Source organism: Chitinophaga sp. Ak27 (assembly GCF_012726295.1).
In the GTDB taxonomy this organism is placed as follows: domain Bacteria; phylum Bacteroidota; class Bacteroidia; order Chitinophagales; family Chitinophagaceae; genus Chitinophaga.
In genome coordinates this window covers 195450-221061 of record NZ_JABAOB010000002.1, presented here as the reverse complement: position 1 = coordinate 221061, position 25612 = coordinate 195450, and the positions used below count along the sequence as shown (strand labels likewise).

16 protein-coding genes are annotated in these 25612 nt (G+C 49.5%); all 16 read right to left on the bottom strand.

Going from position 1 to position 25612, the window contains the following annotated elements; all coding sequences use genetic code 11:
- Positions 1–43: 43 nt before the first annotated feature.
- The 16 genes from HGH90_RS08765 to HGH90_RS08690 all read right to left on the bottom strand — a co-directional run bounded on the left by HGH90_RS08765 (position 44) and on the right by HGH90_RS08690 (position 25604).
- Positions 44–3202: a glycosyl hydrolase gene (locus tag HGH90_RS08765; protein WP_169190895.1), complete on the bottom strand. Its 3159-nt coding sequence runs from the start codon at positions 3200–3202 to the stop codon at positions 44–46.
- 9 nt (positions 3203–3211) lie between these two features.
- Positions 3212–5122 carry a family 20 glycosylhydrolase gene (locus HGH90_RS08760; RefSeq protein WP_169190894.1) on the bottom strand — a complete coding sequence of 637 codons (1911 nt, stop codon included), beginning with the start codon at positions 5120–5122 and terminating at the stop codon, positions 3212–3214.
- Positions 5122–6177, bottom strand: a complete 1056-nt coding sequence (locus HGH90_RS08755) for a DUF6528 family protein (RefSeq protein ID WP_169190893.1) — start codon at positions 6175–6177, stop codon at positions 5122–5124. The genes HGH90_RS08760 and HGH90_RS08755 overlap by 1 nt, the downstream gene beginning before the upstream one ends.
- A gap of 4 nt (positions 6178–6181) precedes the next feature.
- Complete coding sequence (locus HGH90_RS08750) at positions 6182–7303, bottom strand: DUF6528 family protein (RefSeq protein ID WP_168764369.1); 1122 nt, start codon at positions 7301–7303, stop codon at positions 6182–6184.
- A gap of 116 nt (positions 7304–7419) precedes the next feature.
- Entirely contained in the window at positions 7420–8976 is a 1557-nt protein-coding gene (locus tag HGH90_RS08745; RefSeq protein WP_169190892.1) for a RagB/SusD family nutrient uptake outer membrane protein, read from the bottom strand.
- 12 nt (positions 8977–8988) lie between these two features.
- A complete protein-coding gene (locus tag HGH90_RS08740) occupies positions 8989–12333 on the bottom strand; it encodes a TonB-dependent receptor (RefSeq protein WP_169190891.1) in 3345 nt (1114 codons plus the stop codon).
- Positions 12334–12591: 258 nt separating this feature from the next.
- Entirely contained in the window at positions 12592–13758 is a 1167-nt protein-coding gene (locus tag HGH90_RS08735) for a FecR family protein (RefSeq protein ID WP_169190890.1), read from the bottom strand.
- Between the two features lie 98 nt (positions 13759–13856).
- A complete protein-coding gene (locus HGH90_RS08730; protein ID WP_169190889.1) occupies positions 13857–14402 on the bottom strand; it encodes an RNA polymerase sigma-70 factor in 546 nt (181 codons plus the stop codon).
- 140 nt (positions 14403–14542) lie between these two features.
- Entirely contained in the window at positions 14543–15127 is a 585-nt protein-coding gene (locus tag HGH90_RS08725) for an RNA polymerase sigma-70 factor (RefSeq protein WP_169190888.1), read from the bottom strand.
- 227 nt (positions 15128–15354) lie between these two features.
- Positions 15355–15732 (bottom strand): cupin domain-containing protein, encoded by a 378-nt coding sequence (locus HGH90_RS08720; RefSeq protein WP_168764375.1) that lies wholly within the window; start codon positions 15730–15732, stop codon positions 15355–15357.
- Positions 15733–15888: 156 nt separating this feature from the next.
- Positions 15889–19161, bottom strand: coding sequence for a carboxypeptidase regulatory-like domain-containing protein (locus tag HGH90_RS08715; RefSeq protein WP_169190887.1), 3273 nt, complete (start codon positions 19159–19161; stop codon positions 15889–15891).
- A 10-nt stretch (positions 19162–19171) separates the two neighbouring features.
- On the bottom strand, positions 19172–20155 hold the full coding sequence (locus HGH90_RS08710) for a fasciclin domain-containing protein (RefSeq protein ID WP_169190886.1): 984 nt from the start codon (positions 20153–20155) through the stop codon (positions 19172–19174).
- Between the two features lie 12 nt (positions 20156–20167).
- The gene (locus HGH90_RS08705; RefSeq protein ID WP_169190885.1) at positions 20168–21397 is read right to left on the bottom strand and encodes a fasciclin domain-containing protein; all 1230 of its coding nucleotides are present in this window, start codon (positions 21395–21397) and stop codon (positions 20168–20170) included.
- Between the two features lie 20 nt (positions 21398–21417).
- Positions 21418–22548: a fasciclin domain-containing protein gene (locus HGH90_RS08700; RefSeq protein WP_169190884.1), complete on the bottom strand. Its 1131-nt coding sequence runs from the start codon at positions 22546–22548 to the stop codon at positions 21418–21420.
- A gap of 42 nt (positions 22549–22590) precedes the next feature.
- Positions 22591–23907, bottom strand: a complete 1317-nt coding sequence (locus HGH90_RS08695) for a hypothetical protein (RefSeq protein WP_169190883.1) — start codon at positions 23905–23907, stop codon at positions 22591–22593.
- 20 nt (positions 23908–23927) lie between these two features.
- Entirely contained in the window at positions 23928–25604 is a 1677-nt protein-coding gene (locus HGH90_RS08690; protein WP_169190882.1) for a DUF4397 domain-containing protein, read from the bottom strand.
- Between the last annotated feature and the right edge of the window lie 8 nt (positions 25605–25612).

Below are 25612 nucleotides of genomic sequence, written 5' to 3'. Positions count from 1 at the left end.
ATCAGGGAATAGTACAAAAACGACAAGTCGATTGACCACCTATTCAAATCGCAGCAGCTTCCTCAGCTGGTAAAAGAACCGCTCTTTGCACCTGGAAATCGTCCATTAATCCATAATCATACAAATCATATTCATTTCCCGGCGGCTGTACTTTGATATTGTACCATTTACCGGGATCTACTAAACCCGGTGCCGGTTTATTATAAAAGGGGCCTAACAGGTTTTTGAGACTGCCTATCACGGTTACTTCTACGGTATTATTCCCGTCTTTTATGAACGATCCTATCTCCAGGCGATTAGGTTCGGCTATAATAGTGCCGGCCAACCGGCCATTAACTTTTACCGCGGCCACCGTACCTTTCCATTGCCCCAGCGCAATAGCATAGGATGTGCCCTGTGTAGCCGTAAACGTTTTAGTGTACGTTATTTCCTGTCCATATAACGGCAAACCCTGGTTACGCCAGGAGCCCAGCTGCAGTGGCTGCGGCGCCACGATGTTCCAGCCTTGCGCTGCGGCTTCCAGGTTAAAATCTCCCAAAATATATACCGGCTCAATCTCCGCGTATACCCGCATCGGCGACACCGTTACAGCTAATTCATTATCCCCGGCTTTTACATATTGGCCAATTTTATACACACCAAAAGAGCGATCCAGCCACCACTGCCCGGGCTCTGACCGGATGGCAACGCCGTTAATTTTCACTTGCTGCCAAAGTTCCGGGTGTTCTATTACCGCCCTGAAATCTTGATAGTTTACGCCAGCCTGCACGTTGAAATGATAGGTAGCCGTATAGCCGGTACCGGTAGCAAACGTATCCCGCCGTACAATGGCATCCCTGTACTGAGTACGGTTGTTCCAGGGATTGCCCACCCCATCTGTAAAACCGAAGTGTTTAAACGCCGTATTGGAGGCTACTCCCACATGCAGTTGGCTATAACCGGAATCTGGCTGGTGTAATTGCAGGTCACAAAAGTCTATGGTGAGCGTGTTGCTGGCGGGCCGGCTCACCGTGGTAGATGAAGCGTTTGCTGTGATCCATTGCGCAGGCGCTATCTCTTTTCCATAACCGGGTAGTTTTTTATCCGCCACAAATAGCATTATGCTGCCGGCAGGCGGAATGTTGACAGCAATACTCAGCCCGTCAGCCCCTGGCGTATAGTCGTAGTGGTGAATGCCTCCTGTATACAGATCCAGCGCCAGCACGTCTTTGCCCCGCATATTGATCTTACCGGCAGCGGCGCTTGTCATGCTGGCGTTGGTTAACAACAGCAGTTCACCGTCCGCCAGCCGGCGGCGCTGATGATAAATGTTGCCACCAATCGTGTCGCCATGTAGCGCTGTAATGCTGAAACCATTGTTGTGCAATTGATGCAGTAAAGCAGACCGACTCACGTCATTCACCGTTTGACGGATGGCATTCAATGCTTTGTTCGGCGCCCCGTCTATTAATTGTACCTGCTCAAAATATACCACCTTGCCACCGGCAGCGATATATTTTTGCAACAAGCGAAAGGTAGTACTGTCCATATTCTCCATGCCCGGCGGGATCACTACATATTCGTAGGCTCGCTTACCAATAACAAAGCGACTTCCCTGCACACTGCCCTGATCTTTGATGATGCTTTCTGAGCCCAGGTCGTACTCCAGGTTTGCCCGCTGCATCATCGTTACAAAGTCATTAAATGCTTTCGTGATATCGAAAAAACGTTTATTTTCTCCATTCCGGGCATAGTACATCCAGGCGGAAGTGGTAGGCTCGAGTACCAGGATATCGTTGTACTGTTGCCCTTTAGACAGCAGGTAAGACAAGCGGGTATAATAATGATTCATTTCGTTGTAATACGGCCACCAGGGTTCGTGATAAGAGAAGCTGGGCGGATAATCATATTTACGTGCGCCCGTCAGCGTAGAAAATGATAAATGCTGATTTAAGAAATTAACGCCCAACACAAATTCCCAGTCAGCCAGGCGTTTCATATCTTTAAAGGTTAGCTCCCAACCTCCGCCGCCATATGTTTCAGACAGGGTACGGGTTTTACCCAATTGATTGGCTACACTTCCTAATTCACGTACGGCGCGGATATTCCCAAATTGTACCGGTTTATCTTCGTTGTACTGGTTGAAGAGCATGTCGATACCCGGCATTTGTTGCCACGCATACATGGCCATGTTATCTGGTCCGTGGTAAGGGCTGGGCCAGCCATGTTCCCAATAATGCCCGGTGCCGGTTAACTGATGCGCGGCCATATACCGGTAGGTAGGCTTGGCCCAGCGGTCGATAAACAGGGTGAGCAGTACCTGGTAATAGTTGTGCCGTACCCGTTTCCAGTCGCCCACCTCTTTAAACAGCGATGGCAGGTGCAAACGGAGATCATAACCCCAGGTATAGGAAAAGCGATCAAATAAATCGGGCGTCCAACGCACCGAATGCTGCCCTTCGTTGATAATGGTGGGCTCATCGGAAAAAACGCCTTTCACGGTTTTTCCGAATTCGCGCCCCACCACGTTCTCATAGGGCTTATACGTAACGTCGATAAATTTATCGGTAACACCTTTGGCCATCAAGTCTACATAAGATACGCCAATAGGGCCCGCCACCGAACCACGGTTGGATTTCTGGTAATTCACTTTCCGGAACAACTGGTAGTGTCCCTGTTTACCGGATTCATCGGCCGTATGAAGCGTGATATCTTTATAAACTCCTCCTTCTTCTTTCAGACACAGGAAAAAAGGTGATAGATCTGCGGGTAACTGCGTTGCTTCTTCCATGTATAACATCTGCCCCTGGTTATAGGACTCCGGCATCTGATCTGCCACCAATCCACCGGCAAAGCCTGTTGGGTAAGAGTTTTCATCATATATCCAGATGTTGAGGCCCAATTTTTTTGCCTGCTGCACCGAGTAGTCGAACAAGTCGAACCAGTCTTTTGACAGGTACTCTGTGATCAATCCCGGCCGCGCATGAATGATCACGCCGCCGAAATCATTCTTCCGGTAATCGTTCAGCATGGAGTCGACCAGCGTTTTAGTAATCTTCGTATTCCACACCCAAAACGGTACCGTGCCATAATCGCGGCCGGGACTTTTAAAGCCCATTGCTACCTTATCAAACCGCTCCTGCTGTGCATTTACACGGGTGCACACCAATATAAGAACGGCTATCAACATACGAAAAAGAAAGAGGCGAATATTATGCTGCATAAAAGAAACTTAGTTTTCAGATGGCTTAGTGTTATCCAGCAAAGTGCGCGTAACAATGCTTCTGCGCCCTGCGGGAGTAATTACGATAGTTTTAAGGGTGATGGCTTTCCCTTTAGGAATGCAGATGGTAACGGGTTCCGTATACAGGTGATCGTAATCGCCGGGTGGCCGGTTGTTCAGCGTGTAATAAACTTTAGCGCCGGGAACTGGTGGTTGGGCAATCGTTAACTTAAAGGTTGCGGTAACGATGGTGGTATCTACATCATCGAAAACAGCCGGCACGCGGTAGTTGATGCCTGCTTTATCGAAGCGCAACAGGTGTACCGGGAGTGCTGTTCCGGCAAAGCGTGGATAACTTTTTACTGTTTCGGCCGACCAGCCCGTTTCTGCCAGCGCCAGCATACGTGGCAGCAGCATGTATTGCAGCTTCGATACGTCCGGGATATGTTCGGTCCATAAACAGGCTTCTACGCCCAGGATATGTTGTTTATCAGTTTGTGATAAAGCCGGGTACTCCGGATTATATTGATAAGTTTTCCATACCGGTGCATTGCCACCGTGACTGGAAGGTTCTTGGTCAGAAAGACTTTGGGCATAGTCGAAATAAAAACCGTTGCCGCCAGGCGCCAGTATAATATCCAGGCCTCTCCTGGTTTGCGCAATGGCGCCCTTCTCTCCGAAGCGGTTCATGACCGTAAAATTTCCATCCGGGTTACTGGCAGCCACTTCATCCCAGGCAATCATTTTTTTGTGTTTAGAGAGAATAATTTTATTCAATCGCGAAATAAAGTAACCTTGCAGCGCATGCGCATCGCGCAGCTGATGTTGTTTCATAAAATGCAGTACGGCGGTATCTTTCTCCCAAAAGCCTTTATAACACTCATCACCGCCGATATGGATATAGGGATAAGGGAACAGTGCCGCTACTTCTTCAAACACATTATTGAGAAATTCATATACCTTTTCATCTGTAGGGTTGAGGGAATTATCGACATACATTTCAAAGCCTCCGGTAGAGAACCATTTGGCGAAGCTGCTACCGGGATTCACTTTAATATGCGGATTACGCGTTACACATAGTTCCGGGTAGGCAGCAATAGCGGCCATGGCATGCCCGGGCACATCTATTTCAGGCAATATTTCAATATGCCGGCCGGCCGCATAGCGGATGATTTCTTTCACCTCTTCCTGCGTGTAAAAACCGCCATCGGTGGCCGGTTCGCCGGGTTGCGGCGGTAATGTTTTATCGCCGAACTCGAGGCGGGGTACCCGCCAGGCCCCTACCTCCGTCAACTTAGGATAACGCTTGATTTCGAGTCGCCATCCCTGGTCATCAGTGAGATGCCAGTGAAAACGATTCAGTTTATAAGCCGCCATCAGGTCGAGCAGGTTTTTGATTTCTTTTACGGTAAAAAAATGCCGGGACACGTCCAGCATCAATCCCCGGTAACTAAAGCGGGGTGCGTCTTCTATGCGCATGCACGGAATGAGGATGGTATCTTTGGCTTGCATCGGCAGCAATTGTAATAAGGTTTGCATACCGTAAAACAAGCCGGCGCCTTTGCCGGTGAGCGTGATACGGGTGGACGTTACCTGTAGCCGGTATCCCTCTTCCGGTAGCTGCGCGGCTCCCTTGTTGGTGATCAATAACTCCGGCTGGCTGCTGTTATCTGCGTGCGCCACTACCTTGTTATCAAACCTGGTACTACGCCGCAAATGGTCTGTAAAAAATTGCACGGTGCGCGCTTCCGCAACATCGATACTTATCAACGTGCGGGCACTGAAAACAAAACTCCCTGTATCCGACTGTACGGTGCGGGGCGCCGGAATCAGCGCTGACGCCATATGCTGGGCCGTGCTATTATTGACCTCAAAGCCTAACAAGGCCACTCCTATCGCTATATATTTCTTCCAATACATTACTGGTAATTATCGTAAACCATCTTTATTTTATAGAAGCAGGCGCCGTTCACTACGCGCGCCCCCTGCCATTGTCCGCCGGCGGTATAAAAATCAATCGTGCTGGTAGACCAGCCATTCTGCGTACAGCTCACTTCCGGGCGGGGATTTTTATTGGCATCGGGGCGAACCAGTACTATCTGCCCGCTGGGCTGATTCACGATCCCTTTTACAAAGGAGAGGTTGTTGGTAGGCGAAGCGCTGAAAGTTTTAGTGGTTTTATTAAACACATATTCGCCTCCGTTGGTAGTTACCCATAACAGATTTTTATTGCCGTAGTATGCGCCTACTTCGTGGCCCCACACAGTAGGTAATGTTACGCGGTATTGTGTGAGCTCCGTTAGCGCAGGCATAGCATCTGTGCCGCCCACCGCCAGCGCGGTGAGGATATGCGCATTGTTGGACAAGTCCTGCCCGGTTACCCATAGCGCGTTAATACCGGGGTCCCATAACACGGCATGTGCAACTCCCAGGGTGAACTCCGCATAGGTATTGTTGTCTGCTCCCTGGGAAGATGCGTATACCCGGATCCAATTACCATCGGAGGCTGCCAGGGCTACATTTCCATTGGGCAACAGTTCTGCGGAATGCAGGTTGCCGCCAATTACTTTCGACCATACCCGTTTGCCGGAGGGATAGGCGATCACCGCTGCTATGCCGTTATCGCTGATGGCTGCATAATCTGCGTCTTGCCAGATTTTCATTTTCCTCACTTTAAAATCGGTACCACCGCCAAATGCTTTGATTTCGGCGGTGCTAAATCCCTTCGTGGTGGTGGGCGACCAGCTCCATTTCTTTGCCTCGCTGGTGTTCCAGTTAGTCACCGTGGGATCATAAATCTCTACCTGCTTGCTGTTATCGTTGGTAAGCGCCAACAACTGCCCCGGATAAGACACCGGGGGCTGTTCAGTTGGCGGGTTAATACTTGGGCCGTCGGAGCTGCCCGACTTTTTACTGCAAGCTATCTGAAACATCATGAGGCCAACCAGGGCGCTGGCAAAAATTATTTTCCTCATCGTATCAATAGTAGTTTGGATCAAATGTTTTCCCTTTATAGATAGCGGCGCCGCCGATGGTACGGGAGCCCGTGGCTGCGCCGGTGGTGGCATCGTAAAAATTGACTACAGAAGTGCACCAGGTATTGGCCGGATATAACGGACAAGCATTGCTGGGCACCGTTTCCACGAGGGTGTTCTGACCCGGTTGACTGCTGATACCTTTTACCATAGCTTGTTGTGCTGCGCCCGGCAGGCGGCTGAAAGTGCCGGTAGAGATATGGAATACATAAGTGCTGTCATTGGTGGACATCAACAGCTGATCGGGGTTATTTACATCGGCCGATAGGTCATGTCCCCAGGGGGAAGGTAACACGGTATAGGAGGTGAGTAAGTCTAATTTCGGATTGGCGAGAGTACCTCCCGATCTGGCTGTATTGTAACCATATTTTCTCAACTCATTGCCCAGCGCCCACAATACCTGGTGGGTGTTGTCCCACAGCACGGCATGTACAGAAGTAAAAAAGTACTGGGTATTAACACCATGATTGGGTGATGGCTGTGAAGAAGAGTAGATACGTATCCATCCCTGCGGCCATGCAGCGCCGGCACTGGCTACCACACAGTTGCCATCGGGCAGTATTTCCATGGCATGGAGCCGCGTAGTATCATTAAAGCCCATTACCCACAGCTTCTGGCCACGTGTGCCCGTGCCCGTATATCTGGCAATGGTGGCTAACCGGTAAGAGGTAGCGGTGATCACCTGTGCGGTGCCCGCAAATACGGTGTTATTTCTCACCTTAATATCTGTAGGGGCTTCCCACAGGGGTATTTCACTGGTGGCGTTATACGACAGCGCGGTGGTAGGCATCCAGCTCCATTTGGGCGTAGTCCACGAAGCATCTGCGGGGTCATATACTTCTATCTTGCCGTTAGCCTGGTTGGTGACGGCTACCCAACAACAGGTGGCGGTGGTAGTAGCGGTGGTTGTTTTCACAGCGGTATTTCCGGGGCCGCCGGATAAAGTGGGTAGTTGTTCTGCCCGTTGTGTACAGGAGGCAGCTAACAAGCTACATGCAACAACTGTTAACTGAACACGGGTTGACCGTAAGCGGGCAATACCTGCCCTCATCACGACATTTTTCATGATAGTAAGTTTTAGTTATGGATGCAGTTTTTTGTAAAAACAAGGGGGGACTTGCCTATCCCCCGCTTGGTGTAAATCATTGCTTCATCTTGTTATGTAAAGCGAGTTTAAAGGATTTAATATCCTGGGTTTTGAGTAAGTTTATCGTTCAGCAATACTTCCGCATTGGGTATCGGAAACAACAGCCTGTCCTGGGTTACATTGTAGCTGCCTGGCCGCAGGTAACTGTACTGCGCCTTCTGTTTCACGCCAAAGGCATTCATTACCGTGATAGCATTACCGGTGCGTACCAGGTCGAGCCAGCGCTTATTTTCAAAGGCCAGCTCCACCCTTCTTTCCTTCAGCAGCAGGGCTTGCAGGTTCGTCTTATCGGTGGTAGTGATATCATGCAGTGCATCCCCAAAGGCACGTTCTCTCACCGCATTGAGGTAAGGCAGGGCTTCGCCTGCCTTACCTTGCTGGTTGAGACTTTCCGCGAGCAACAACAACACTTCTGAATAGCGGTACACAGGCCAGTTGTCGTTCGTTTGGTTGCCGATGGTATGGGTGTGGAGGAACTTTTTCGGAAATGGGCGGCCTACTTTGCCTGGCGCCGGCGTATAATTCACCGATGATTTTACAGTGGTAGCGGTAAAATCGTCGGTACCATTAAAGGTACCTTCCGCTATGGCGATGGAGGCATCGAGGCGTTGATCACCTGCTTCATAAGCATCGATCAGGTCTTGTGTGGGCGTGTTATAACCTCCAACAGTGGTTACGCTGTTGAAGTTGACGCCCGTTACCACCGTGGTGTTGACCATACGCGGCAGGAAATTATAGATCGATGCATCTGTATTTGCCTGCGGGGTGGCAAGCCCGCTGTTGAACTGGATTTCAAACACGGATTCGAGGCCGTTTTTATTAGAGAGCTGAAACGCGTCGCCATAGTTTTGATACAGCGAATATCCCATGGTGGTTACCTGTTTCAGGGCTGCTTCTGCCAGGTCGTATTTTTTCAATGTCAGGTATACATCGCCTAGCAGGGTTAAAGCGGCGCCTTTGGTGGCACGGCCGGTTTGCGGGAATGCGGGAGCAGCTAGCTTTGCTGCAGCATCGGTAGCATCTGCAATGATCAGGTCATACACCTGTTGGGCAGTAGCGCGCGGAATATAGGTTTGCTCGCGGCCCAACGGTGCATGCTCATAAATGGGTACGCCTCCGTAAAAACGCACCAGGTCGAAATAAGCCAGGGCGCGAATAAATTTCGACTGACCCAGGATGGCGTTGCGACTGGCATCCGATAACTTAATATCGTTGATATGATCTACGATAATATTCACCGCGGAAATCGCATTATAAGCGGAGTTCCACTTGGGCGGCGTCTGGTTGTTATATTTATCATCCAGGAAATCGGCCACTGCATAACGGTTCACCGTAGCTACGGCCTGGTCGGAAGATTTATAGTCGTAGTGTGTATTGTCGGAGCGCATTTCGCCCATGGTCCAGGCGCTCTTGTTGTTATACAGTCCGCGTAACTGGTTGTAGGCTCCATTGACGGCCAGTGTAAAATCGTTTTCTGTTTTGAAATAACTTCCCAGCGTTACGTTGTTAGGATCATTTTCAGTAAGGAACTTTTTACAGGACGTTGCTGCGAGGCTTAGTACCGCTAATATGTAATAGATAATCTTTTTCATTTTTGCTGATTTTTAAAGGCCAAGGTTCAAGCCAAACGTAAAGGTTCTTTGCAGTGGGTAAGCGCCCAGGTCTTGTCCCTGCTGTGCCACAAATGCCAGTCCTCCGGCGCTCACCTCGGGGTTACCGGGATAGCTGGTGAAGATGTACACGTTTTGTGCGGAAGCATACAACCTAAGATTTTTGATATACTGCGTCCTGAACTTTCTCAGCATATACCCCAACGTGATATTATTGATAGTGATATGCGATGCATCATGGATAAACAAGGTATTGTCCGTACGGTAGGCCGCGGTGGTATTGGCTAATGTGCGCGCCACTTTTCCATCTCCCGGATCTGACTCAGAGCGCCAGCGGTTTAGTAATTCCGGCGGACCATTAAATACGCCATCCAGGTTATAGGTACTTTCCTGCATACCATTCTTCAATTTGTTGCCGTAGGTACCTGATATGGCAATACTCAAATCAAAATTTTTGTATTGAAAGCTGTTACTCAAACCAAAAATGAATTTGGGATTAGGATCCCCTATTACAGTTTGATCTTCCGGGAAGGTGATCTTACCATCGCCGTTTAAATCTTTGAAGCGCACAGTGCCTGCCTGGGAAAGCGTGGTGGTACCTGTGCCATAGTATTTAGGTCCAGCGTCGGCTTCTGCCTGGTTTTTGAAAATGCCGTCAAACACATATCCATAAAACTGGCCAACAGGCTTGCCTACCAGCGTTCTGTAGTCGGTGAATTCGGAGAGTGTTGTTGTAGGGGCATCTGCAAAAGAAATATTATTCAGGCCAATCCTTTTCACGATGTTCCTGTTAAAGGAGATATTGAAGTCGGTATTCCATTTAAATGCACCGACCAGGTTCTTTGTGCTCACCGTAATTTCATGTCCCCACTGGCGGATATCACCCAGGTTGTCCTGTACGCTGCTGAAACCAGAAGATTGCGGCACCGGTACGGTAAACAACAAGCCGTCTGTTAGCTTATCGTAGTAATCGTATGCCAGCGTGATGCGGTTGTCGAACAGGCCCAGGTCGAAACCTATATCCAGTTGCTTATTGCGTTCCCAGGCCAGGGCCTGGTTACCAAGGCTATTCTGTACTTTTCCGGGAGCCAGGCCGCCGGAAAACACATAGTTGGCGGGGCCTACACCGGCTGCGAACCTGTAATTTCCACCCATTTCATTCATACCGGTTAAACCATAAGAGGCTCTCACTTTCAGTAAGCTGAGCTGAGATATATTTTTGAGAAAGGCTTCATCGCTCGCGATCCAGCTGGCGCCAATGGAAGGGAAAGTCCCCCACCTGTGATCGGCGCCAAAGCGGGATGAGCCATCCCTTCGCATAGTAGCCTGTAAAAAGTAACGGTCTTTATAGCTATAGTTGACACGCGCCAGCAGCGACGCCATCGTCCAGGCATTAAAGCTGGAAGTATTGGTAGTAAAGCGGGTAGCAGCCGACAACTGGGACACGCTGTTGTCGGGATAATCGCGGCCTACTACATCGCTGGCAAAACCGGTGGAACGTTGTACCGTAAAACCGCCCATTACATTCAGCGAGTGATTTTCACCGAAGCGGTTCTGGTAGGTCAACGTGTTTTCGTTGAGCCAGGAATAATCGTTATTAACCAGCGACTCTCCCAGGGCGGTGTTATTTCCTGGTGGCGGGTTTTCTATCGGCAGTGCGTTGAATCCACCCATGGAGGTAGATGGAATAAACCGGTTGCGGGTCATATTGCCTACGTCGGTACTACCGGAAGCGCGGAAGGTGAGGTGCTCCAGCAGTTTTATTTCGGTAAACAGGTTCGCCAGTACCCGTAAGCGATTTGCATCATCCTGTACTTCCAACAATTGCCGGAGTGGATTGGCCCATACAAACTGGTTAGTAAACCCTGAAATGCCCAACGCCAGTGAGCCATCGGGATTATAAGGCGAACCCATGGTAGGCATCATAGAGGCAGACGCAAAAATGGCGCGTTGACCATCAACGTTAAAGCCAGTACCCTGGCGGTTATTGTGTTCCAGCTGCATAGAAGGCGCTACGCCGAAGCCCAGCTTCACGCGCTTGCCCAGGTTAAAATCGCCATTCACACGGAGCGAAAAGCGTTTATAACCGGTATTCTTCAGGATGCCCTGCTGGTCAAAATAGCCACCTACCATACTAAAGGCCGACTTGTCGTTACCGGTATTGATGGCAATGCTATAATTCTGTACAGGCGCTGTCCGGGTTAATACGCTGAACCAATCAGTTCCCTTGCCGTATTGCTCCGGGTTTTGGTATACCGCGGGAATGCCCCCGGTATATCCTTCGTACTTGATCTTATCTTCATAAAATCCTTTCATGTAAGTAGCCAGCTGCGTGGCATCCATTACCGGGGGAATCAGCTCGCGCATCAGGGAGGCGGCGCCGTAGTAGGAGTTAAAATTGATCTGTGTGGCGCCTGACTTTCCTCTTTTGGTGGTGATCAGGATCACGCCGTTGGCCGCCCGCGAGCCATACAAGGCGGTGGAGGAAGCATCTTTCAAAATGGTAAAGGATTCAATTTCATCGGGGTTGATGTTATTGATATTATCGGGATTGCCGAGCATCGGTTGCCCATCTACTACTACCAGGGGGCGTACGTTGGAGGTTAAAGACGCCGCACCGCGTATGCGCAGGTCCATGCTTTGTCCAGGCCGGCCGGTGGTTTGCGCTACCTGTGCACCGGGCAATTTACCCTGCAATCTTTCAGCGAAAGTACCTGTCGACTGGTCCTTGATATCGGTAGCCGACAGGGTAGCTACGGCGCCCACGATTTCGCGGGTATGCTGCCTGCCATAGGCCACCACTACCTCTCCCAGTTGGGAAGAGGTTTGTTCCAGCTGCACGTTGATCACGGTCTGACCATTAATAGGTACTTCTTTCGGCGTATATCCCAGGTATTTGAAGGATAACACGCCTTCTCCACCGGGCACGTTGATGGAATAGGAACCATCCGGCTGGGTAGCCGTACCGGTTTGGGTTCCTTTCAATCGCACTGCTACGCCGGGCAATGGATGATTACTCATATCCGTTACCCGTCCTTTAATGGTAATGGCTGCTGGCGCTTCTTCGCGCTTGCGTGTTACCACAACAGTGTTTTCCTGGATGGTATAAAGAAAGGGCTGGTTCACGAAACTTTTCTGCAATACTTCTTCTACAGTGGCATTGTTAACGCGTATATCCACCCGTTTGGCATCTTTTAACGTTTCTACATCCCATAAAACATTATAGGCAGTTTGCTTCCGTATCTGGCGGAATACATCTTCGAGTGAGATCTGTTTAGCGGATAGCGTTATCTTCTGCGCATAGCTGGAAGCGCTTACCTCCATAAGAACTGCGATCATTAAAACAAAGGTTAGTTTCATAATCAACAGGAGTTTTTTGTGCGTACAACCGCCTTTTTCATGGCATACGTTAGGTATGTAAAATTTCATTACATTTGGATGTTTGAGTTCTATAATCAGATGACTGTGACTACAATTGCTAGAAAAATTTGTCTTCCACAGGGATAAGCGCTCAAACTGACCGTTTCCGCGGTCATTTCCGGGGGCGTTGGCGCGCTCCCGGTTGTTTTATAGCCTCCCTGCAGGTTGCAGATAGTTTTATGGCATAACGGTGATCCTCCTTCCTTCTGTTTTAAAGTGAACGGCGCCGGTGAGTTCCAGCATTCTTAATATTTCAGATACATTTTTATAGCGTGATAAGCTCCCGCCGATGGCCTTTTTCGACACATCGCCCTGGTAAGTAACTTCTACGTTATACCAGCGGCTGATTTGCCGCATGACATTTTCTATTTTATCATTATTAAATAAGAAATAGCCATTTTTCCAGGCTACAGCCTCTTCGGTATCGGCTTCTTTGATATCCATTTTCCCGGAAATCTTATGCAGGATGGCCTCTTTACCAGGTACGAGCAACAAGTTGGTATGATCATAGTTTACCTTTACAGATCCTTCCAGGAGCGTAGTGATATGATGCTGTTCGTCGGGATAAGCATTGATATTAAAATGGGTACCTAATACCTGCACCGTCATGGATCTATCGCTGGTAGTATTTACAGTCACGAGGAAAGGTTTCGTTTTATCTTTGGCCACTTCGAAATAGGCTTCGCCGGACAGTTGCACCTGGCGCTCACTTCCAGGGAAAGTAGTAGGGAAGCGCAGGGAAGATCCGGCGTTCAGCCACACTTTAGTTCCATCCTGCAACGTTACTTGGTATTGTCCTCCATAGGGTGTGCTTATGGTGTTGTAAACAACGGCCGTAGTCCCCTGCCCGGCTACGTTATTATATAACAGGTTAGCGCTGTCTGTTTTATTCACCGCCGCATTGCCCTGCTGAGAGATCACGCCGTTCTTCGCATCTTCCAGTACCACTTTGTCGCCGTTATCCAGCGTTAATATAGCTTTGTTACTACCGGGACCAATATCATTGGTAGCCTGCGCAATGGCTGCCGGTTTAGGCGCGGGATGAAGCCGCGGATAAATAAAATACGCAGCAATACCCAATATAACGATCACAGAGGCGGCGGCCGACAGGTAATACAGTATCCGCCCCGGCGTTTTGGGCGCAGCTACGGGCGCCTCCATTTGCTGATGCAGTCGCATCAGCATACGCAAACGTACCGTTTCTTCCTCGTCAACAGTATCGGATGGCCATTCGGCATCGGTTTGATTGCGATGCTGGTACCAGTCCATCAGCGTTTTTTCCTCCGCTGGTGTAATAGTACCGTCCAGGTATTTTTCAATGAGTTGAGATATATTGTCCTTCAACGTATGGTTTTTATAGTTACGGTAATATGTACCACGGAAATAAGGTTACCCCTTAGTGCCTGAAATAATTTTTTTTGAGAGAGAAAAGATGAGTGGTGTCAGTAGGGATGGTTCAATTTCAGTTTCAGTACTTTCAGCGCCTTAGTAAGGTGCGATTCTGCCGTTTTCTCCGCAATGCCCATTCGCCGCGCAACTTCAGGGATCGTGAGACCATCTATCCTGCTTAGCTTGAATACCAGGCGACATTTTTCAGGCAGTACTTCTACGATTCCATTGATATGTTGCTGCAAAAACCGGGTGTAGATCTTTTCTTCATCCCAGGTACTTGTGGCGGGTCCCGCTGTTTGCGCGATAATTTCCGTTCTGCGCTTTTGGCGCAGGTAGCATTTAAAAACGGATAGTCTTACGGCCGTTGCCAGGTAAGCGTTAAGATGATCGGCATACAGTTCATGGCGCCGGTTCCAAAGGCTGATAAAGACTTCCTGCACAATCTCCTCTGCTGCTGCTTTATTCTTGTTATGGATATAGGCAATGGCCAACAGCTTCTTCCAATACCGTTGGTAAATTTCGGTAAAAGCATGCCGGTCGCCCTTCCCCAGGGACGTCATTAACTCTGCATCCGTTTGTTGCTGGTATCCCTTCATACAATTGGCCAATTTCCGCCCCGTGCCAGGCGAAATACATTATTTTCCTATAACATGGAATTATCCTTACAGGGATATGTACCCTAAGGGGCATACTTTCCCTTAGTGTACGCGCTATTTTTTTGTGAGGCGGGAAAAAGCTATGGGATCAGTATTTTCAGAAGTATCATCAGTCCCCATATATAAGGGCGATTCAATTTGAGCTTCAGTACTTTCAGCGCCTTAGTCAGGTGCGCTTCTGCCGTTTTTTCGGCAATTCCCATGCGCTGGGCAACTTCGGGGATGCTCAGACCCTCTACCCTGTTTAATTTAAATACCAGGCGGCATTTTTCGGGTAAAACTTCTATGATGCCATTAATCTGTTGCTGCAGGAACCGGGTATATATTTTTTCCTCGTCCCAGCTGGATATCACCGGGTCGGCAGTTGCAGCGATGATCTGCTCGCGGCGTTGTTGCCGGGCATACTGTTTAAAAACAGATAGCCGTACAGCCGTAGCCAGGTAAGCATTTACTTTATCAACAGCAAGCTCTTGCCGCCTGTTCCACAAGCTGATAAAGACTTCCTGTACAATTTCTTCCGCTGCCATTTTATCCCGGCAATGGATATATGCGATAGCCAGCAGTTTCTTCCAGTAACGGTTGTAGATTTCGGTAAAGGCATGCCCATCGTCCTGTTGCAAGGACAACATCAGGTCTGCATCCGTTTGTTGCTGGTACCGGTTCATATAAGTGATGTGGTACGCAAGATTATAAAAATAAATCCAGCTTTTGTAGCAGGAAACAGAAATATAATATTATATGAAACAAACATTTCAGAGCGCGCATAAATAGGGCTAACAAACAAGTGAAACAACAAGAACTAGTGACAGGGGTTTGCTATGGCATACAGCATATACCATCTGCTGCTATAGCAGATAAAAGTGAGCAGGGTCGGATAACAGGAGGGGTTAACTTAGTCTTTCATTTCTACCATTATCAGCTTAATGGTGGTTTTCCCAATATTCTTAGCCATATGCGTTACAGCAGGTACGTAGATCGCGGTTCCGGCTTTGATATCCTGATCCTGGGCCGGCTTGTCTTTTTCGGTAAGCTGCACTTTCCCGGAAGTTTCTGCATATACCACATGGTTAGGATGACTGTGCCAGGGTACTTCTACGCCTGGTTTCATTTCCACTTTTAGTACACGAACATGTTCGTTGTCCAGCAGTACCTTGTTGTAGCCTTCGGGAGCTACTTTTACAACATCCTGGGCCAATGCTTTGTGAGGCGTGCAAAGAGATAGCGCTGCCGCTATTCCCAGCAGGAATGTACATTTAGAGATTGATTTCATAATCAGGGGTTTTGGTGAAGAGTTTCTGGCGAAGTTAGCCCCCTGCGCATGATGCATGAAGCACCGGTTATTATCTGGTGTGCTATAACGGAAATCCGGCGACAGACCGTCGATAAATGGTAAGCTGCCGCCAGATGTTTCTCCATATAACAGTTGTCAGAAAGAGTACCTGACTCCTAATTGTCCCTGTGCCCTTGAATTAAAGTAATCGATAGCATAAGGTTTCCCAGGGTCGGCGAACCTGAATACCGGGTAGTTGCCTGTATTCTGCTTCTGGGGAAATAGCACCGGTGCCAGTCCCACGCTGGCGGTAGAATTGAAGGTATTGGGCGAAAAATATACCCGTCCCCAGTTGACATTGATCAGGTTGGTAAAGTTCATGATATCTATCGTGAGTGTAATAAACCTGCTGCTCTTCGAAAAGTGGAATTCCTGTGCAAAGTGTAAGTCGGCTGTAGTATTCCAGGGAGTACGACCGGCATTCCGCTCTGTAAAGCTGCCACGCCGGCTGCTCAGGTATTTGTTACCATCGATATAGGTATTAAAGGCATCTGCCTGTTGTGCCGCCGTAACTATAGCGCCACCGGCACCGGCGTAATCCTGGAAGAAACGGATCGCTTCATGGCGCTGCGGAATATAGGCCAGGCTCAGTTGCTGCGGTAATCCCTGCAGGCTGTTATTCACAACACCATAGGTAAAGGGGCTGCCGGATTGGGCGCTCACAAACAGGTTCAGCGTGGTGGTCCATTTTTCGTTCCACGCATGCTGATAGCCCAGGTTGATAATCATCCGGTGACGGATATCGAAGTTAGACCAGGCCAGGTCGGCATTATTGGGATTCAGGGCCTGGTTGAGCTGCCAGTTGCTTTCCATAGAGTTGCGGATACCATTGAAGGCGTCTTTAGAACCACCATAGGTATAAGCCACCGATCCGTTGACGCCCATGTTAAACCGCTTACTTACGGTACCCGTTACCGAATACCGGTAGCCCAGGCTGGTATTGCTCAACTCATAGGCATTTGCAAAACGCGGATCTACGGAACCGCTGTATACGGGTTGCTCATGTTTTGTGTCGTAGCCAAAGTAGCGGGGATTATCTTTGATGTTTACCTGCTGGAAATACACGTCCTTGATCGTTTTGGTGTACAAGCCTTCCAGGCCCAGCTTATAGCCATTGAGGGTGGTATAGTCGAGGGCGAGACTGGTACGCAATACCTTCGGCATGGAAAAGTTATTATCTACCAGGTCTACTTGAGTTTTCCCCGCCTGTGGGCTATTCACAACAGTGCCATTCTTTGCAATAAAATCGGCGATGCCATTGGCGCCGGGCTTCACAGGGTCGGTTCCGGCGGCAAAAGGCTGCTGATCGGCTTTCTGATCGTAGGAGCCGTAATGAATGCCGGTGTTGTAAAAGGCGTATCCCAACCAGGCCAATGGAATGCGGCCAGTAAATAACCCGGCGCCCCCTCTTAGTACCAGGCGGCCATCGGCGGTTACATCATAGCGGAAACCAATACGTGGCGATACCTGTATATGATTCAGGTAGTTGTTTGTGATGCGCGACAGGGGCGTATAGGTATAGGTATTTCCGAAATAGCTGTCAGTATACGCTGTCTTTACCTGGTCGCTGAGTGGCTGCTTATTGGGCACGAGGCTATAGTCGGCCCGGAGCCCCGGGGTAATACGAAACCGGTCTGTAATCCTGATCTCATCCTGGAAATAGGCGCTGAGCATATCTACATCAAACACGGCTTCGGGATGCGACAGGATATTGTCCCTGCTATTGTTGGTGTAATTATAGTTGCCCCGCACCCGGTAAGGATTACCACGCAGGTAGTCTTCTATGCTGAGGTAGTCGACCCTTCCATTCCAGGAATTAACAAAGCCATAGCTGATATGATATAATTCGTTGTGGGTACCTAACAACATGGTATGTTTGCCTTTGTGCCAGGTGAGGTTGTTGGTAATTTCCCAGGTGCTTTGCTTCATGTTAAAGATAGCGGCTTCGCGGTCGGTACCCATGTAGATAGTGGTTCCCGGTGTACGGCCCATGATCTGTATCTGCGGTAAAGAAGGATCTGACAGGGGATCGCGGTAATCGTGTATAGAGGTATAGCCTACGATGAGACTATTGGAGAAGCCATTATGGAATTTTGTTTTTAGCTCCGCTACCGTCGACGTTTGATTATTGGTTTGCCGGTAGGCCATGGAGCTGAAGCGGAAATCCATCTGATCGCGATCCATATTTACCGAACGGGAGAAGATGGTGTTGTTACGGATAGATAATTGATTGCGGTCATTGATGTTCCAGTCGATCCGGTTGAAGTATTTTTCCGACCGCGCCTCGCTGTTGTAGGCGCCGGTCGTTCCGGGATCGAAGATAGCGCCATAGTGCCCGATGGTGAAATTGCGGATATCATCGGCATCCTTGGCACTGAGTATCTGCGCGGTTTCCGGCTGGCCTGCCATCAGTTGGGCAGGATCCCGGCGGCGCGTAATTTCTTCATTGGTAAAAAAGAACAACTTATTCTTAATAATCGGAAAGCCTACACGAACGCCCGCCTGGTAATCGTAAAAATCGCTGTTCATTTTACCTAACGAGCCTATCTTATCTTTCCCGGTGATGGCCGCATTGCGACCGAAAGCGTAGACGGAACCGGTAACAGTGTTGGTGCCGCTGCGGGTCACCGCGTTGATACTACCGCCGGTGAAGTTACCAATCTTCACATCGTAGGGCGCCAGGTATACCTGCATGTCTTCAATGGCATCCAGCGAAATAGCGTTGGAGCGCGTACTGGCGCCTGGTGCGCCGGAGGTACCGGTAATCCCGCCTGCAGAGGGACTGAAGCCGATAGCATCGTTATTGATGGCGCCGTCGACAGTGATATTATTGTAGCGGAAGTTGGTGCCTGCAAAGCTGTTGTCTTTAGATCCCTGTGGTACCAGCCGGGTGATATCCTGTAAGCTGCGGTTAATGGTAGGCAAGCTGTTTAACTGGTCACGGGTAATATTTTGTGCTGTGCCATAAGTGTTGGCTTTGGCAGTTCGTGGCGAGGACTGGATCACAATTTCGGCCAGTTGTTTTTGTTCTCCCGCCAACATGAAATTCAGTTGCTGTGGCTCACCCAGGCGAACCGTTACCTGTTGCAGACTGGTAGTTTTTTTACCAACCATGCTCACCGTTACTTTATAAGGCCCGCCTATACGTAAGCCAGGCAGGAAGAAAGCGCCGGTTTTGTCGGCCGTGCCGCTGTAAGTAGTACCGGATGGTTGATGTACGGCTATGATGGTGGCGCCGGCCAGGGGAAGCCGGCTACTGTCGGTGATCTTCCCTATCAGGCTGCCGTCTGTTTGCTGGGCGGTGGCGCCGGCCATACAGCACAGGAAAAGCACCAGCGTTATCCAGCCCTGTTTTATTCGTTTATTCATTGGTTATCATTTATTGGGTAAGTATGCTGGAGATGTTGTGTAGCACGCCATTTCCTGCGATGACATTTTTCCGGGAAAGCGTGGCCATTGCCGCACCCTGTATGTTGATACCGGCAAAACGGCCAGGCTGTGCTGCGTCACTCACCAGGGTAATGTTGGTGGTAGTGCCATCGAGCATTTGCTCGGTGTAACTGTTGGTAGTTACATCGGCCTTCAGGATATAATCGTACACAAAATTTCTCCCTTTGGTAATGTGCGCTTTCACCATGGCCTGCAACTTAACCGGGTCCATGTGATAGATACTGTCGGTAGTAGGGATGCCGATGGCCAGGAAGGCGTCGTTTACCGGCGCAAACACCGTATAGGGGCCGCCCGACTGGTACGTGGCTGCCAAACCGCTTTGAATAATGGCGGCGTTGAAAAGTGAAAGCGCAGGATCGCCGGAAATGGCCTGTTGTACATTGCTGTAGGTAATGGGACTCAGCAAGCCGTCGCATACATTCACGAAGCCGTTGGTGGCAGACTTATCACGGGTGCTCACACGAACGCCGTTCACCACTACGGCAGTATCCCGGGCGTTGATCCAATGGGTTACATATACCGGCTGCCCAGTGAGCGTTGTGAACGCCTGGTTAAAGGCCAGGGGTAGTGAATCCAGCCGAACATTACCACGTATCACATGATACGGTATCAATCCTTTTATAGAGTCGACCGCCCGCATCATCGCGGCGCCGGTGGGCAGGCCGGCAGCTATCAATGCATCATTAGAAGGGCCCAGTAAGGTATAGGGACCGGGCATACGCAGTGTATCATTGTAGGCAGTAGCTACCAGGGCATATTTAAATAAAGAGAGACTGAAGTTGCTATTCACCACGGCGGCAATGCCATTCTTTGCATACACATTTTCCGGTTGTACTTTATCTCTTGAGCAGGCGGTGAGTAACGGGGTTCCCGCCAGCAGCCATCTCCACAAAAAATTTCGGTTATATTTCATACATACTTTCTTTTAGGGTGTAGGTAAAAGCAGGTTATCTACACGGTGTATTACGCCCGTGAGCGTGGTGATGTCTGAGCCAGGGATGATTGTTGCGCCCCGCCCCGATGGTGCATCTTGGCGGTGCAGCGTAATCTTCCCGCCGCCGGATTGCACCTGTAAAGCACCTGTTATAGGCGCATTGCTGAGGTTTACGTTATAGAAATGATTCAGCAGGTCGATGCTATACAGGTATCCATAGTTTTCATTAACATTGCCATACACGCTTAATATCCGATGGTGCGCCAAAATGGAATCCAGGTTGGTAAGCATAGGCGTATAAGGGTCTGCGGTTACCAACGCCGACTGATCAATGTACTGATTGATTGCTGCAACAGAATTAAATCCGGCTTTCCGGAAGGCGTTATTATCCGGTGCAAAGGTGATGGAGAAGGGGTCGGCGCCAGGTGCAAATCCTCCTACTTTCAGTACAAGCGAGATAGTGTCGTTATATTGCACCACTTCTGGCGCCAGCAAACCTTTCTCCAGGTATAGGTCATTGCTTTTCTTCAACGCCGCCATATAAAAGCTAAAGCTGGTATCGGCATTCAATACCTGGTAGCTTTCGTAAAACGGTTTGGTGATCAGCGTGTCGATCATAAAAATAGCGCCGTTGGTGGCAGGGATGGCAGGTGTATGCCCGACCTGTAAACCATTCAACCGTAAAGTACCTTTCGTCATACCCACAATGAGCCGGTAGTAATAATACACGCCACTCCAGAGTTGAAAAGGAGAAGGCACCTGTGACCGGGTGATGTCGCGGTCCGGATACATTAAAGGATAACAGGTTGTTTCGCCAAACAGGTCGGTAGCGTCGGCCGGCAGGCCGCCCTGCACGGCCAGGTAGCGGATGATGGTATCCAGTTCGGCTACCGGCACCCTGTTGATATTATTCATCGTATAACCGGCTGCTGCCCAGGCCTTGTTGGTAGGAATAAACAGCGTATAGTAAGCCTTGCTGTTACCTGCTGCCAGGCTATCCATGTATTGTTGTACTTCCGTTCTGCCCAATGCAGCGCGGTAAACAGAGGCCTCGGGAATACTATCCAGCAGTGCTATCAGGGTCTTAGTAGTGGTATTGTTATATGGTATTTTATCCCCCACGGGCTTCGGCGGTTCTTCTGTTTTACTGCAGGCGGCCGCAAATGCCAGCAGTAGTATACAGAGAACAGATAAGCGATATTGCTTCATAAAAAATATCATCTGTTGTAGTAGTTTATGATTTACCTGCTCACTTTATCCGGCATTACCAGCAGGTCGGATAGCAAATGCACGACTCCATTTGTACAAGTGTAGTTGGTGTAAATGCCATTTAAGCTTGTCATGAAAATGGTGTTACTGGTTTCACCCAGGAAAAGTGTTCCTTGTTCGCCATAAGGCTTGCTGGCATTAGGGCCTACAGGCGCCAGTTCGGGCATGGAGGTGGATGCAGCTGTTACGATGCCCACGCCAGAGCCAAAAGGCTGTTGCAGCATAATCAGTTTGTATTTGACATCGGGGCATTGAAAAGCCAGGTAAATAACCCCACTAGGTGGTGGGAGTTGCTTCACATCCAACACAAACAGGTGATTAGGCCGCAGGAAATACCCTCCAAACACCACCGGATCGTAATGCGCAGCATCCATACGGCTGATACTATCCAGCGTAATCCCTTGACGTTCGAAGCAGGAATCCATGGGAGCATAGAGGGTGAATGGCCCATCGGTGGCCAGCTGGTCCCAGTAGCCGAATTTCTTCAGCCCCGCTACCAGGTGAGAAAAATAAGGCCTGGCTAACAGGAACGCCTGCACGGTACCTGGCAGCACTTTTACCGTATTGGGCAATGCATATACTACGCCGTTCAATTGTGTGATGCTATAGCTGGCTTGCGATGCAGTACCCAGGGAAGGTTGCTTTTGTACGTTCACACCATTAACTGTCAACCCCACCTGTGCGTCGGTCGCACGGGAAATATACAAGCGGGTATTGTTCAGGTTATCATACCGGTTGTCGGACGACAGTGGGATGGTATTGTAAAACAGTTTAATGGGCAGTATATGTGTTTTAACAAAGTAGCGGAGACTGTCGGCCGGCCATTTGTCAAAATCACTGGCGTTATAAATACCGTCCTTATTCAATGCGCTGTTGGTAGGCGCTATCACTGTAAAAGCGGCGGTAGTCTGATTCAAGGTATCCATTAACCCAGCCTTACCTATCGCCGCTGCGAAGAGAGAAAAGTCGAAGTTGTTTTTCAGGTAGTCGCTCACGGTGCTCGCTGCCATGGCCTGTTGCTGCGCCTCAAAATCTGGTTTTTTACAGGCAACCGCTGTCAGCAATGCGATGAGGAGCCAGGAATTATATATACGTTTAGTCATTTGCACAGAGTTATTTTAGTTGAACCATAGAAGTATACCGGATCATTTGGCAGGCGGTGGATAAGCACGCTGCACGCTCATCATATACACCTGGTTATTGATAATTTCTATGGTACTGATGGTAGCGAAAGAGCGTTGGTCATAATTGCCGGAAGGCGTATACCGGATCAGGTTGGGCAACCAGCAGCTGGCCAGGTAAGTAGTATTCGATATCCTGGGAATACTTCTCCTGGCTCGCGCTGAGGTAGTACCTTTTCCATCGTTGCTGCCATTGCTGCAGCCAATGGCGCCAAACGCAGGATTGGCGCCTGCCATTCCCCCGTCTGCGCTCACTGCCACCGGGCCGGGCAAGGGGAACATACCAGGTTTCAACAGGATCAGCAATTCCCATTGCCTGCTGAGAATACCGCCGGTGGTGTCGGTAGCGCCAAACATAGGCATACTGTAATAAGGCGCCACACCAGCCACATGCGAACGCACCACTGTACCCAGCCAGATATTGTTGTAACCCGGTATCAGGTCGGGGCTAACCGGTGCGCCATCTACATAGGGATACGGACAATCGTTTTGATACAGCGAGTAAAAAAGATTCAGCGTATCGCCAAACGCTACGGACTTATTAGTGGCGTTATAATAAGATTGTAACCCGCTAGTGGACGTTTCAGGGTGAGCGGCTGCATAGCCTTCAGCGCTCAGGTTATAACAGTTCACGTACAACATAGAATCAGAGAAAGGCATTTTGGCAAACTGTTCCTGCCGCAGGTATAAGGTGATGGGCAATGGATACTGCGTAGCTACGGTTTTCTGCAACACCTCCATGGTATAAATCTCTCCCGGTTTAAAATCAATGGTACTATCTACCAGCAGGCTTTTACGATCGCGTTCGAGCAGGTCGAAAAAAGGTTGTTCACTGATAGGACGACTATAGAATACCACGCGGTGTTTCCCGGAGGGGATCTGCGCCCAGCCGGACAAATTAATGCCGTTGATAATCGGACCTACCAATACTTTTTTACTACCGGGATATTCTGTATTCCTGAAGGAGGTATTACCTGCGTTACCAGGATATGGCCCCGCATAGGCGCTGCGCTGATCCAGGTGATCGCCGATTATTTTTCCGCCGGTGATCAACCCGGCGCCGTCATACTCCGGGTCGATGATCATAGCCAGGAAAGGCGGCGGCTGATCTTTAGTGGTTACATTCACATCGTAATTGAGGCTATTGAACACCCGCAGGTAGGCCGCTTCCGGAATAACGTTGTAAGTGGTTTTCCGGCAGCTACCCGCCACGAGGAGCAGCCAGTAACATAACAGGATCAGGCCCCAGCGGTTGCGTATCATGCTAAAGAAATGTGTCATCGTATAATTGCTTGTCTTTTTTACTGGTTATGTTTTATCACGATCAGGCGCGGATGCTGCCCTGCGGTATTATGCCCCACTAACGCTACCGTATACACGCCCGGCTCACTACCGTAATTCCCATCAGGGTAAAAGGTGGCCGGCATCTTTACAAAATCTGCTGGCGTTAATGCAGGCACACTGGTAATCCGGTCGCCGGGTAGTGTACCCGGTTGCGAACGGTATACCTGCACAGACCCGCCGGTAATAGGTCCCAGGTCTACATAAGGATACGGCGCGGCAGATGCCTGTCCCGGCACTAAATGTTGCGCTGCCACAGCAGCAGAAAATCTATCTTCTTTAAACAGTACCCCGTTTATACCTGTGAAGGTTATTTCCGGCAGCTCGGGACAAAGGTTAAGGAACCTGGTTTGCACCAGCATTTTAAACTTAAGCGGGTTGTATAGATTGTTCAACGCATCCGAACCGTCGGCATTAGAGCCGATGATCCGCGTACCTCCCATATTGTTGGCCACTACGGTAATTCCCATTCCGTCACCGGCTGCAGGATAAGCCCATACCGTAACATTATCCCCGCCTTTCAGGTCTATCGTCTTTTCTGCGAGCGACTTGCCGGAGGCATCGGTGATGCTGATAGTATGTTGCCCTGTCACCAGCGTTATGTAATCGCCCGCTTTTCCATAGGCTATTGCGGGGGCATCCCGGCCGTCTACCCTGATATGTATCCCTTTCTCTCCTTCCACCGCCGCATTTACCACCTGTATACGTCCATACGCGATATTCACCGGGGGATCTATATCCGCGATGATGGAAAATGTATTGGGGAATAATGGATACTCACCATACCGGTATACTCCCGACATACGCGCCACTACTACCGTGTATACGCCGCCGGGCTGAAATGTCTGTACCGGGCTGTAATACACCTGTGTACCATTCAGGGAATAGTTGTCGGGCGAAACGGTGCCAAGGAGTGTAGGCGGCCTGCCGGGTATTTGTTGCTCTGTACCATCGATCAATACCTTGAACTGATAAGTACCAAAGGGCAGTTCAACATAGTCAGACCAGGTATGATTGGCAATATGCGAGGTAACGCCACTCACCGGCGTACCATTTGCCAGGGCCAGTGTAAGCCCGTTATCACTGCCATTACCGGCTGCCGCGCAAAGATTCACCAGGCGGATACGTATATGCGTAGGATCGGCAGGGATAGCCGTGGTACGTGGCACACGGGTGGTGCTATAGACCCCCAGGTGATCCACGGCGCTGGTATACAGGTAATAGTCTGAAGGTTGGTAGTAATCATCTTTTACTGTAAAGGAGTCTGCCAGGTAATCGGGCTGTGAAGGGCCACCGGGACTCCCGATTTTTATCGTGGCTTCTCCTTTACTATCCAGGAATTGCTGAGGCAGGTACCAGCTGTCTTTCAGCTTACCCGTTACCGGGAAATATGGCGTGGGATACGGTAGTACCGGCATGTTGTCTGGCGTAAAGATCCAATTGGTGACCTTCCTACCATTCACCATAACATCCCACGTATTGAAGGTGACCAGTCTCACCGACGACTTTGCAGAATTACTGTAATCCGGTTCATTGCCGGTGCGCACATCTTCCTTGCTTTTGCTGCACGCTGCCGTCAATAGCAATACACCAGCCAACAGGGTATGATAAAAAGTTTTTGTAATTGTAATGTTCATATGTTACT